Genomic DNA, 11,636 nt, shown 5'->3' on the forward strand with positions numbered 1-11,636 from the left:
CAGCGACCAGAAAACACCCTTGGCCAAGGACGACACGCCACCCGAGCAGCCCGCTCCCGCTGGGTTGGCCGGACGGCACTGGCTGCTGATCCGCGCAACCGCAGCACCGGCCGACCGACGTTGTCGGCATCCTGTGAGGTCGAAGAGGACCGGCTACTCAGGCGCGGGGACGGCGAAGAGATTGAGAACGCTACTGACAGTGAGGTAGACGCCCATCAGCGCCGCGATGTCAAAGAGGCCGTGCTCGCCGAAGGTGGACAGGGCCTCGTCGTAGAGCGTCTGCTCGATGTGATGCTCAACGGTCAGCTGACGCACGAGAGCAAAGACAAGCTCTGCCTCGCGACCGAGCTGCTCGGGTGAGCGACCCGCGGCCAATGTGTCCGCATCGCCGGCGGAAATCCCTGCGGCCTGCGCCAGGATCCGGTGGGCGTAGACCTCGTAGTCCGAGCCCCAGGCTGACCCGACCGCGAGAATCACGACCTCACGCAGCTGCGGCGACAGAGACGTGTGCTGAGATTCGGCCTTGGCCAACTCCTGGAACTTTTCGGCGATCTCAGGACGGCGTAGGAACGCGTTGTACGGCCCGATCAGACGTCGGTCGTCGGTGACGAACTGAAAGCCCGCGTCCAGAGACCACGGGTACTGCTCAGCCATCGCGGCGTCGTAGAAACGCTGTTGCGCTGGGCTCAGTGCTGTGGCGTCGACGAGCGGGAGACGTCCGCCCAAATCATGATGTATGGCCGCCATTGGTGTTCTCCGTTCGCTTCTGTGGTTGGAGGCTGGCCGGAATCTCGCAGAGGTTCGAGGCGGCGGTCCTCCCGGCCTTGTCCGCCTCTGATGCCGGCCTGCGCCTCAAGCTGCTCCAACGGTCCCGCGCTCTCCTCTGCCACCGCCGACTCAGGCGGTGGCAGAGGAGAGCATCGAGTCTCGAGGCCGACCGGCCATGTCCCTGGGGTGCGCGGGACTAACGGGTTGTCGTGCGGTCCGCGCCGACCGAGACAGCGACGAGCGTGCAGGGCTCGGTGCCGTAATTGCGCCACGCGTGCCGGGTGCCGTTCTGGACGACCACGTCGCCTGCCCGCAACACGACTCGCTCGCCTTCGTCGAGTTCGAGCGTGGCCTCGCCTTGCACGACCATCAGGTAGTCCATCGTGTCGGTGGTGTGCATCCCTGAGCCGTCGGGCTCCATTGAGGCCATCACGCCGGGCATCTGCCGCTCCAGTTCGGCAGAAGCCGCGGCTGCGTCCACGTCCGGCGGTGGGGTCACTCCCTCCGGGGGATGCGTAATGATCACGAAGCGCGATCCCTCCCGCGGCGGGAAGTACGTCTCGACGCCGCCGGGCGACCCGTCGTCCGGGAACGTGGGCGGCTCGTCTCGTCCCCACAGTCGGTAAGCGGCGAAGCCGGGCGTCAGCGCAGAGGTGATCGGCTCCACGTTCTGGTCGTCGACCACACGCGACCTGCCCTCGCTGTCGTGCCCGGTGATGACCCGGCGAACCGTCATGCTGTGCTCTCCTCGAATGCGTCCAAACAAGACCCAGTGATGAGTCTCGGTCTCATCACCGTATACGGTGACGAGACCGAGTCGCAATGCGCCGCTATAGTGGGGCCATGGCCCGCTGGCAACCGGACACACAGGCACGGCTGGAGGACGCCGCCCTTGAGCTGTTCGCCGAGCGCGGATTCGAGGCGGTGTCGGCCGCCGAGATTGCCGGCCGCGCCGGACTGAGCAAGGCGACGTTCTTTCGCCACTTCCCCGACAAGCCCGAGGTGCTGTTCTGGGGCCAAGACCTGCTCGCCAGCACCTTCCGGCAGGCCATCGCGGACGGCGCGGCAGGTGCCTCGCCACTCGAGCTCGTGCGTGCCGCGGTCCTCGCCGCCGACCCCGTTTTCGATGCCGACCGGCACCGCCATGCCGCGACCCGTCAACGCCTGATCGCTTCCTCGGCGACCTTGCACGAGCGGGCCGTGCTCAAGCACGCCGCGCTTGCCCAGACGATGGCCGAAGCGCTGCTGGCTCGGGGCGTCGCCGCGGGGACGGCCGAGCTGGCCGGACTGGCCGGCGCCGCGGCGTTCGGCGCGGCATACGCGCGCTGGGCCGCAAGCCCGACCTATCGCAGGTTCGCCGGCTTCGCCCACCGCGAACTCGACCGGACCGCCCGCGCCGCAGCCGGCCTGAGCTAGACCGTCCTCTTCTGCGATCCGCGCAGGGGACTGGGGCTGTCCGCTGTGGTCAAGCGTTGGCACCCGGTGGCGGGTGTGTCGAAACGAGTGGTGTGACTGGGGGGATCCGGGCCAAGTTGCGTGATCAACCAGGCTTGAGCTGGCGGGCACGTCCTACCTGGCGTGCAGGATCATCTTTCGTGGCAACGGAAATCCAGCACGAGCAAACGCGCTGAAGCCGTAGCCGAGGCAGGCGACCTCGATCGCGCGACTGCCTTGGTCAAGCGCGCTGGGCCATCGCTTGCTCCATCATCGACCCCGTTGGGCAGGTGGGGGTCCTGGCACGGGTGGCTGAAGCCATAGCCGAGGCCGGCGACCCCGACCGCGTAGCCACTCTGGTTGAAGTTGCGGCCAGGCGGTGCGGGAGCGCTCGCTGAGGCGTGCCGCCAGGGAGAGGCGCCCTCATGGCCCTCGTCGCTCAGGTCATGAGCCAGGAACCGTACACGAGCGCAAAACGCGTGTTCTGGGTCGTCGGCAACGGCTCCTCCCACCGCGGCAAGAAGGCCGCAGACCGGCTGACCGCTGCGTTCCCGAACACGGTGCTGGTCCACACCCCTGTGCACGCCTCCTGGCTGAACCAGGTGGAGATCTTCTTCTCCGTCGCAGACCTACCGAAGCCGCGCCATCAGCGCGTGCTCGACCAGCGTGATGAGCGTGGACTTGGCGTCCGTGCGGTGCCGGGCGTCGGTGGTGATGATCGGGGTGTCCGGGCCGATCTGCAGGGCCTCGCGGACCTCGTCCGGGCCGTAGGGCTGGTTGCCGTCGAAGCCGTTGAGGGCGATGACGAACGGCAGCCCGCTGTTCTCGAAGTAGTCGACGGCGGGGAAGCAGTCGGCGAGCCTCCTCGTGTCGACCAGGACGACGGCGCCGATGGCGCCGCGGACCAGGTCGTCCCACATGAACCAGAAGCGGTCCTGGCCCGGCGTGCCGAACAGGTACAGGATCAGGTCCTGGTCGAGCGTGATGCGGCCGAAGTCCATGGCCACCGTGGTGGTGGTCTTGTCCCCGGTGTGGGTGAGGTCGTCGATGCCCGCCGAAGCGGACGTCATGACGGCCTCGGTGCGCAGCGGGTTGATCTCCGAGACGGCGCCGACGAAGGTCGTCTTGCCGACGCCGAAGCCGCCCGCCACCACGATCTTCGCGGAGGTGGTGGAACGACTGGGAGAAACCGGCCCTCCGCTAGAGCTTGCGAAGTCCACTGAGCACCCTTTCGAGCAGTGTCACGTCTGGCTGGCCGCCGGCGCTCTCGTCGCCGCCGGGCTGATGGATGGCGACCAGGCCCGCCTCCGCCAAGTCGGCGACGAGGATCCTGGCCACGCCGAGAGGAATCGTCAGCAGGGCCGAGATCTCGGCCACCGACTTGATCTCGCGGCACAGATGGCAGATCCGCTGATGTTCGGGCAACTGGCCCTGCATCTGGTGCGGTTGCGCGGTGGTGTGCACCAGGGCCTCGATGGCGAGCTGGTACCGAGGCCTGGTGCGGCCGCCCGTCATGGCGTACGGGCGGACCAGTGGGTTGTTCGACGCCGCGGGCGCCGGCTCAGGGGTGCGTCGCTGCGGCTGCACCGGCTGGATGCGCGGCGCCGGCGGCTGGTCGTACGGCGAAGGGCCGGGGCCCTGCGGAGCGAACGGCTGCCGGTGGTACGGGGCGGAGGGGTAGGCGTACGGGTTCGCCTGGCCGTCGCCGTGGCCCTGCGCGGGGCCGTACGACCAGTTGCCCGAGGACGAACTGCCTGGGTGTGTTGCCACTCTTACTCCTCCTCCGACTGCGCCGGGCACCCCACCGAGTGGAAGCCGCGTCCCGAAACCTTACGGCCCCGGGACACCGCGACGCACCGTCTGTCTTTCAGTTGAGAAGGCTTCCCTGGAGTTCGGCTCGCAGATCCGGAGTCAGGACCGTGCCCGCACGGTCCACCAGAAGCGCCATTTCGTACCCGATGAGACCGATGTCCGCTTCCGGGTGGGCAAGTACGGCGAGTGACGAACCGTCGGAGATGGACATGATGAAGAGGAATCCCCGCTCCATCTCCACAACCGTCTGGTTCACGCTGCCGCCCTCGAAGATGCGCGAGGCACCGGCGGTCAGCGAGGTCAGGCCTGAGGCGACGGCCGCGAGCTGGTCGGCGCGGTCGCGGGGAAAGCCTTCGGACATCGCCAGAAGGAGTCCGTCGGCGGAGACCACCACGGTGTGGGACACCCCGGGGGTGTTGTCCACGAAGTTGGTGATCAACCAGTTCAGGTTCTGTGCCGCCTGGCTCATCGGGCTCACACTAACGCTCCTGGTTGTAGGTGCTGTCAGGACCACTGTGTTCATTCCTTGTGGCCTGGCCGTTCTGTTCACTTCCTGCGCTGCGTCCCCGCTGGACGCCCTGGCGCAGGTTGCTCAACCTGCCCCGGACGTCCTCGGGGGCACGGGAGACCTGTGGGCCGCCCTGCGGAGTCGATTCCGCGGTGCCCTCGACCAGGTTGGCCTTGGGCACCCGACGCGGCAGGCCCGAGGAGGTGACCCCGCCCGCCTTGGGCTTCTTGAGCTGCGAGGCCTGCTGCCACCGCTCGTCGTTGGCCGAACGCCAGTCGCCGGCGCCGTTGCTCTCCGCGGCCGGAGCCGACGCCTGAGGGGGCACGGACCGCGAGCCGTTCGCGGCGCCCCCGGAGGAACCGCGGCGCGGCAGTCCGGCGTCGGTCAGCTCGTGGCCGGCCTCGGGGGCCGCTTCCGGCCGGTCGAAGCCTACGGAATCGGCCTCGCCCGCGTCAGCGGCCTGCGCGGATTCCGCTTGCGGAGCGTACTGGTCCGCGTAGCTGTTCGGATAACCGTCCGTCTGCGGCCAGTCGTCCTGGTAGGGCTGGGCCTGGTAACCGGTGTACGGGTCTGCGGGGGCCGCGGGCTGCTCCTGCTGCACCGGTTCCGCATAGGTGGCCGGACCGGGGTAGCCGGCGTCCGCCGCGTACCCGCCATGCTGCGGCAGGCCATTGTCCTGGGGCAGACCGTCGTTCTGCGGCAGACCGTCGTTCTGCGGCAGACCGCCGTCCGGCGCGTAGTACGTCTGCTCGTACGACGGCTGCTCGTACGACGGCTGCCCCTGCGGGTCGTACGCCGGCTGCTGCTGCTCCCCGTACGCCGTCCGCTGGTCGTAGCCGGGCTGCTGCTGAGGGTAGGCCGTCTGTCCGGTGTCGTACGCCTGCCGGCGGCCGGTGGACTCGTCGGAGTAAGCGGGTGCCTCGGCGGCGGGACCGTCCTGCGCCTGGGCCTCCAGGGAGGCGCGGCGCTCCTCGCGCTTGAGCGAACGGCCGACCGGGTCCAGCTCCCGTATGTCGTCGGGCACCTCGGCGTAGCGGCTGTCGTCGAAGCCGAGTTCCGCGGCCGTGCGCATCGGCGGCAGCTGGCTCTGAGTGAAGTCCTCGCCCTGGAACTGCTGCTCGGGGATGATCTGGCGGACGGTGAACTCGTCACCACCCATGCCCTGTTCGCCGCCACCGCCGTGGGTGATGGCGTCGGGCAGCATGACCAGCGAGGTGGTGCCGGCCTGCTCGCCGGAGGGGCGCAGCTGGACCCGGATGCCGTGCCGGTCGGCGAGGCGGCCGACCACGAACAGGCCCATGCGCTGGGAGATCGCCACGTCCACCGTGGGCGGGTTGGCCAGCTTGTGGTTGATGTCCGCGAAGTCCTCGGCGGTCAGGCCGATGCCCTTGTCGTGGATCTCGACCATGACCCGGCCGTCCGGCAGCCGGGTCGCGGTGACGCGGACCTTGGTCTGCGGCGAGGAGAACGTCGTGGCGTTCTCCAGCAGCTCGGCCAGCAGGTGCACGAGGTCGGTCACCGAGCGGCCGTGGATCTCGGCCTCGGGGACACCGGACAGCTCGATGCGCTCGTACTGCTCCACCTCGGAGGAGGCGGCCCGCAGCACGTCGACCAGGGGGACCGGCTGGTCCCAGCGGCGGCCGGGCTCCTCGCCCGCGAGGACCAGCAGGTTCTCGCCGTTGCGGCGCATACGGGTGGCCAGGTGGTCCAGGCGGAAGAGGTTCTCCAGCTGGTCCGGGTCGGCCTCGTTGTTCTCAAGGTCGGTGATCAGGGTCAGCTGGCCCTCGATCAGCGACTGGTTGCGGCGCGAGAGGTTGGTGAAGATGGCGTTGATGTTGCCGCGCAGCAGGGCCTGCTCGGCGGCGAGCCGGACGGCCTCGCGGTGCACCTGGTCAAAGGCGCGGGCGACTTCGCCGATCTCGTCGGTGGAGGTGATCGGGATCGGCGCGACCCGGGTGTCGACCCGGCCCGGGTCGGTGCGGGAGAGCTGGTCGACCAGCATCGGCAGGCGTTGCTCGGCGACGTCGAACGCCGCGCTGCGCAGCCGGCGCATGGAGCGGCTCATCTGGCGGGCGACCAGGCCGGCCAGGACGAACGCGGCCAGCAGGGCGATCACGACGACGGCACCCGTGATGAACGTCGACTGCTTGGCGTCGTCGGCGATGCCGGCGGCCTCGTTCACGGCGGTGTCGGCCATGTCCGACTCGATCTTGCGGTAGGCGTCGAACTTGAGGGTGTTGACGGCCCACCAGTTCTGGGCCGTGACGCCCTTGGCGGCGAGTTCCTGGCGCGTGGCGGGGCCGGTGTCCTTCAGCGTGGCGAGGGCCGTGACCATCTTCTGCGGGTCGGCCGGCGGGGCCACGTACCGCGGGTCCTTGCCCTTGGCCTCCTGTGCCATGGCCGCGGCCTTGGACTGGATGTCCTTCTTCTGCGCGTCCAGCTTGTCCGCGTCGGCCTGGGTGCCGCCGCCGAGGTACTCCTCGACGGCGATGTTCTCCAGGTAGGCATAGGAGGAGAGGGCGATGCGCTGGCTGGCCAGGTTGCCGTCGTCCGGGCCCGGCTTGATCAGCAGGTGCATGCCGATCGAACGTTCCAGCGACAGGGCGGCCTTGGTCAGGGAGATGGCGTAGACCGTACGGCCGTAGGAGGTGATGTTGCCGGTGCCCAGGCCCAGTTCGTTGGCGAACTCCATCAGCGGGTGCGCGACCTGTACGTAGCCCTCCTCGGTCTGCACGCCGTTCAGCTTGGAGGTGTAGGCGGCGGCGCGCAGCGACCGGAGCCGCGGCTCGGCCTCGCGGAACAGCTTCAGCCGGCGCTCCAGGCCGGCCTTGTGCGGCATGCTCTCGGCGGCCTGGTCGAAGGCGTCGGCGGCCTGGTCGGTGAGGTGCCGGGCCTGGATGACGGTCGAGTCGTTCGGGCCCTTGCCCTGGAGCAGGGGAGCGGCGCTGGTGTCACGCTCGTTGTAGAGGGCGTTGGCGTAGGTCAGGGAGGCCCGGACCAGGCGCGCGGTGTTCTCGGCGTCCTGGGCGTCCTGCCAGGTGTCGATGGAACCCTTGACCTGGAAGCCGCCCATGACGAGCCCGACCAGCACGGGTATGAGCAGGATCGCGTTCAGCCGGGTGGGCACCCGCCAGTTGCGCGGGGAGAGGCGTCCGCCGCTCGGCGCGGGAGCGGCCGCCGGCTCCGAACGGGGCACGTGCGTCGGCGCCGCACCGCGCTGCGGCGGGGTGAAGTTGCCCCGTGCCGACGGCTCGGGGCCGTTCTTGCTTCGCCTCACTCGACCAACAACCTCTCGGCGGTCGGCACCTACGTCTGTGCCGCAGTGTCTCGTAGCCCCGTGCGGCGCGGACGGACATCAGAACCGGAGGGAACCGGAGCACTGAGGAGCACGTCTTCGACCATGGGGCAGTTCAGGCATTCCAGCACGCCGACATGCGCTCTTCCAAACAGTGGAAACCACTGATTCGAAGTGATGTAAGTCCCAGATAAAACGGTCATAAAGAGCGAGCCGCGTCAAAAAGCGGGAGAGTCGTGCGCACAGCGACACCGAATGTGCGCGACGCGTGGCGGCACCACCCGATTCCTCTGCCGAAACGTTATGAACACCGGGGCCGGCCGTGTCAAACGACACAGCCGGCTCCGGTGCTTCTACGGCAACTGCCGTACGACCCTGCCGACTTGGGCGCTATGCGAAGTGTGTCCCGGTGTTACCTCAGGCGGGCCATGAGCGCGTGCTCGACCAGCGTGATGAGCGTGGACTTGGCGTCCGTGCGGTGCCGGGCGTCGGTGGTGATGATCGGTGCGTCGGGACCGATCTGCAGCGCCTCGCGCACCTCGTCCGGCGTGTACGGCTGCTGGCCGTCGAAGCCGTTGAGGGCGATGACGAACGGCAGCCCGCTGTTCTCGAAGTAGTCGACCGCCGGGAAGCAGTCGGCCAGGCGCCGGGTGTCCACGAGCACCACCGCGCCGATGGCGCCGCGGACCAGGTCGTCCCACATGAACCAGAAGCGGTCCTGGCCGGGCGTGCCGAACAGGTACAGGATCAGGTCCTGGTCGAGCGTGATGCGGCCGAAGTCCATGGCCACCGTGGTGGTGGTCTTGTCCCCGGTGTGCGTGAGGTCGTCGATGCCCGCCGAAGCGGACGTCATGACGGCCTCGGTGCGCAGCGGGTTGATCTCCGAGACGGCACCGACGAAGGTCGTCTTGCCGACGCCGAAGCCGCCCGCCACCACGATCTTCGCGGAGGTGGTGGCCCGGCCCCCGTCAGAGCTTGCGAAGTCCACTGAGCACCCTTTCGAGCAGCGTCACATCCGGTGCGCCGCCGTTGTTCTCGTCGCCGCCCGGCTGGTGGATGGCCACCAGACCGGCCTCGGCCAGGTCCGCGACGAGGATCCGGGCCACACCCAGCGGCATCGCCAGGAGGGCCGACACCTCGGCCACGGATTTCACCTCGCGGCACAGATGGCAGATCCGCTGGTGCTCCGGGAGCAGTCCCATCAGCGCTGCCGGGTCGGCCGTGGTGCTGATCAGCGCCTCGATGGCGAGCTGGTAGCGCGGCCGGGTCCGGCCGCCGGTCATCGCGTACGGACGAACCAGCGGCTGGTCGCCCTCGTCCCCGTACGGCTCGGCGTACGGATCATGATGGGCGGTGGGCGGGGTCATGAATCCTCCGGGCGGGACAGCAAGTCGGTCGGGCAAGCCGTCGGACGAGGCCGGTGGGGGGATTGTGGCGGCCGGACGGTGATTTGGTGACGCGGGTGGTGCCGGGGCCGGTCAGTGGAGCAGACTGCCCTGTAGTTCGGCGCGCAGGTCGGGCGTGAGGACGGCCCCCGCGCGGTCGACGAGCAGCGCCATCTCGTAGCCGACGAGGCCGATGTCGCACTCCGGGTGGGCCAGTACGGCGAGGGACGACCCGTCCGAGATGGACATCAGGAAGAGAAAGCCTCGCTCCATCTCCACGACCGTCTGCGCCACGTTGCCGCCCTCGAAGATCCGGGACGCCCCGGCGGTCAGCGAGGTCAGGCCGGACGCGACGGCCGCGAGCTGGTCCGCGCGGTCACGCGGGAAGCCTTCGGACATCGCCAGAAGGAGTCCGTCCGCGGACACCACGACGGTGTGGGACACCCCGGGGGTGTTGTCCACGAAGTTGGTGATCAACCAGTTCAGGTTCTGTGCCGCCTGGCTCATCGGGCTCAACTAACGCTCCTGCTGGTGAGTGGGGCTCGGGAAGCTGCCCGTCTGGCCGGTGCCGGCCTGACGACCCTGTGCGATGCCCCGACGGAGATTGGTCAGCCGGCCGCGTACCTCGTCGGGCGAACGCGAGACCTGCGGACCGTTCTGGTGCTGTTGCTGCTGAGCCGTGCCCGGGACGAGGTTCGCCCGGGGCACCCGGCGCGGCAGGCCGGAGGTGGTGACCCCGCCCGCGGCCGGCTGCCGTACGCGCTCGGCCTGCCGGACGAGATCGTCGTTCGGCGAGCTGCGCCAGGCGGAGGCGGGACGCTGGGGGGCGGCAGGAGCCGGGGAGGCGGCGGACGCCTCGGGGGCCTGCGGCGCCTGCTGCTGCGGGGACGCGGGCTGACCGGCCGCCTGCTGCTGTTCGCCGCGGAACCAGTTGGTCTCCAGCGTGTCGTACAGCGGCGTGCGGCCGTCGCCGGGACCCGTGGCCGGCGGCAGAGCCCAACCGTCGCCCTGGCCGCGCCCCTCGTCGGGCCGCTGCTGCTGCGACTGCTGGGGGGCCTGCGGGTGCGGGGCGCCGAAGTCGGCGGGGCCGGACGGCTGGGGCCGCTCGAACTGACCGGTGGACGACGGGTCCTGACGGCTCGGCAGCGAGTGCCGGCCCGGAGTGGAAGCGTCGTGGCCCGGCTGTGCGAACTGGCCGGTGGTGCCGTTGTCGTAGCCCTGGGGGGCCGGGAACTGGCCGGTGGAGCCGTTGTCGTAGCCCTGCGGTGCGGCGAACTGGCCGGTGGTGCCGTTGTCGTAGCCCTGCGGGGCCGGGAACTGGCCGGTGGAGCCGTTGTCGTAGCCCTGCGGTGCGGCGAACTGGCCCGTGGAACCGCTGTCGTAACCCTGCGGGCCGGTGAACCGGCCCGTGTCCGAGGGGTTGTCCTGCGCGGCGCCCGGCGCGTCGTGGCGAGCCGGGGCGTGCGGGGCGTGCGGCGTGCGGGCCGCCGGGCCGAAGATGTCCGAGCGGACGAACGAGCCCGTGTTCTGGCCGGCGTCCGCCGCCGGGAACTGCCCGGTGGTCTGCGGGTCGTCGCCCTGCGGCCGCGGCGCCTCGAAGTCGGGCCGCGGGAAGGCCGACGGGCCCGCCGCCGCGCCGGGGCCCTGACGGCCGTCGGGGCGGGGCAGCACCGGCATCTCGGCCGTGGCGCCCGGTCCCTGGTGCTCCTCGATCCGCGGCATGCGGGAGGTCTGCGCCTGCTCGGCCTCGTCGTGGCCGCGCGGGGTGTCGAGGGCGGCCGGTCCCGTCGCGTTGTCGTTGCCCCAACTCGGGGTGCGCGGCTGCGGGTTGCCGCCCGGCAGCTCCGCACGCGGACCACCGCGCGACGGCAGCTGCGGCTGCCGGCCCTGCTCGCCGCCGTCCGGCCGGCGCGGGGGAAGCCCGCCGCGTCCGCCGCCGAAGGCGTCCGGCCGACCGCCGTCGGCGAAGCCCTGCTGTTCACCGGTGCGCTGTCCGTCGCCGAAGGCGGGCCGGCCGCCGCGCCGGCCGTCGGCGTAGCCCTGCGGGCCGCCGGCGCCGGTGCGCGCGTCGTCGCCGAAGCCAGGCCGGCCGGCGCCGGTGCGCTGTCCGTCGCCGAAGGCCTGCCGCCCGTCACCCTGCTGTCCGTCGCCGAAGCCCTGGGGCGCGCCCGGCCCCCGGCCGCCGAACGCGGACCCGGCTCCCGCCGGTTCCGGACGGCCCTGCTGCGGCCGGCCCGGACCCTGCGGCCCGCGCGCTCCGCCCGGCCCCGCCGGTCCGCCCGGCCTGCCGCCCGTACCGGGCAGCGCGGCCCGCGGGCCCTGACCGGGACCGACCTGGCCGCGCTGAGCGGGCCCGGGGCCGAGCCGGCCCGCACCTTGCCCGCCCGGGTGGCGATCTGGTGATCGCAGGCGACCGCGAGGAGAGCGCCGGCCG

General features: G+C 70.7%; 10 protein-coding genes and 1 pseudogene. 1 reads left to right on the top strand and 10 read right to left on the bottom strand.

Translation table 11 applies throughout. The features are described 5' to 3' along the window. Positions 1-153: 153 nt before the first annotated feature. Together ACFC02_RS32210 and ACFC02_RS32215 are read right to left on the bottom strand one after the other, a co-directional pair. On the bottom strand, positions 154-747 hold the full coding sequence (locus tag ACFC02_RS32210) for a carboxymuconolactone decarboxylase family protein (RefSeq protein WP_376365041.1): 594 nt from the start codon (positions 745-747) through the stop codon (positions 154-156). A gap of 217 nt (positions 748-964) precedes the next feature. Continuing rightward, the gene (locus tag ACFC02_RS32215; protein ID WP_376365043.1) at positions 965-1,504 is read right to left on the bottom strand and encodes a cupin domain-containing protein; all 540 of its coding nucleotides are present in this window, start codon (positions 1,502-1,504) and stop codon (positions 965-967) included. Between the two features lie 107 nt (positions 1,505-1,611). Between ACFC02_RS32215 and ACFC02_RS32220 the strand changes: the two genes are divergently transcribed. Next, a complete protein-coding gene (locus ACFC02_RS32220; RefSeq protein ID WP_376365045.1) occupies positions 1,612-2,184 on the top strand; it encodes a TetR family transcriptional regulator in 573 nt (190 codons plus the stop codon). A gap of 647 nt (positions 2,185-2,831) precedes the next feature. On the opposite strand, the gene ACFC02_RS32225 is transcribed toward ACFC02_RS32220, so the two are convergent. The 8 genes and pseudogenes from ACFC02_RS32225 to ACFC02_RS32260 form a co-directional block, all read right to left on the bottom strand. Then, complete coding sequence (locus ACFC02_RS32225) at positions 2,832-3,422, bottom strand: ATP/GTP-binding protein (protein WP_376365046.1); 591 nt, start codon at positions 3,420-3,422, stop codon at positions 2,832-2,834. After that, a complete protein-coding gene (locus tag ACFC02_RS32230; protein WP_376365048.1) occupies positions 3,403-3,972 on the bottom strand; it encodes a DUF742 domain-containing protein in 570 nt (189 codons plus the stop codon). The genes ACFC02_RS32225 and ACFC02_RS32230 overlap by 20 nt, the downstream gene beginning before the upstream one ends. Before the next feature lie 97 nt (positions 3,973-4,069). Further along, positions 4,070-4,483, bottom strand: a complete 414-nt coding sequence (locus tag ACFC02_RS32235) for a roadblock/LC7 domain-containing protein (RefSeq protein ID WP_004983065.1) — start codon at positions 4,481-4,483, stop codon at positions 4,070-4,072. 10 nt (positions 4,484-4,493) lie between these two features. Continuing rightward, on the bottom strand, positions 4,494-7,799 hold the full coding sequence (locus tag ACFC02_RS32240; protein ID WP_376365050.1) for a nitrate- and nitrite sensing domain-containing protein: 3,306 nt from the start codon (positions 7,797-7,799) through the stop codon (positions 4,494-4,496). A gap of 430 nt (positions 7,800-8,229) precedes the next feature. Continuing rightward, positions 8,230-8,805, bottom strand: coding sequence for an ATP/GTP-binding protein (locus ACFC02_RS32245; protein WP_018567895.1), 576 nt, complete (start codon positions 8,803-8,805; stop codon positions 8,230-8,232). Next, a complete protein-coding gene (locus tag ACFC02_RS32250; RefSeq protein WP_009190816.1) occupies positions 8,786-9,184 on the bottom strand; it encodes a DUF742 domain-containing protein in 399 nt (132 codons plus the stop codon). The genes ACFC02_RS32245 and ACFC02_RS32250 overlap by 20 nt, the downstream gene beginning before the upstream one ends. A gap of 111 nt (positions 9,185-9,295) precedes the next feature. Beyond that, positions 9,296-9,709, bottom strand: a complete 414-nt coding sequence (locus ACFC02_RS32255) for a roadblock/LC7 domain-containing protein (protein WP_030382516.1) — start codon at positions 9,707-9,709, stop codon at positions 9,296-9,298. Positions 9,710-9,718: 9 nt separating this feature from the next. Then, positions 9,719-11,636 (bottom strand): annotated as a pseudogene (locus ACFC02_RS32260) (hypothetical protein); the annotation flags it as partial.

The organism is Streptomyces sp. NPDC056160 (assembly GCF_042268205.1).
Taxonomy (GTDB): domain Bacteria; phylum Actinomycetota; class Actinomycetes; order Streptomycetales; family Streptomycetaceae; genus Streptomyces.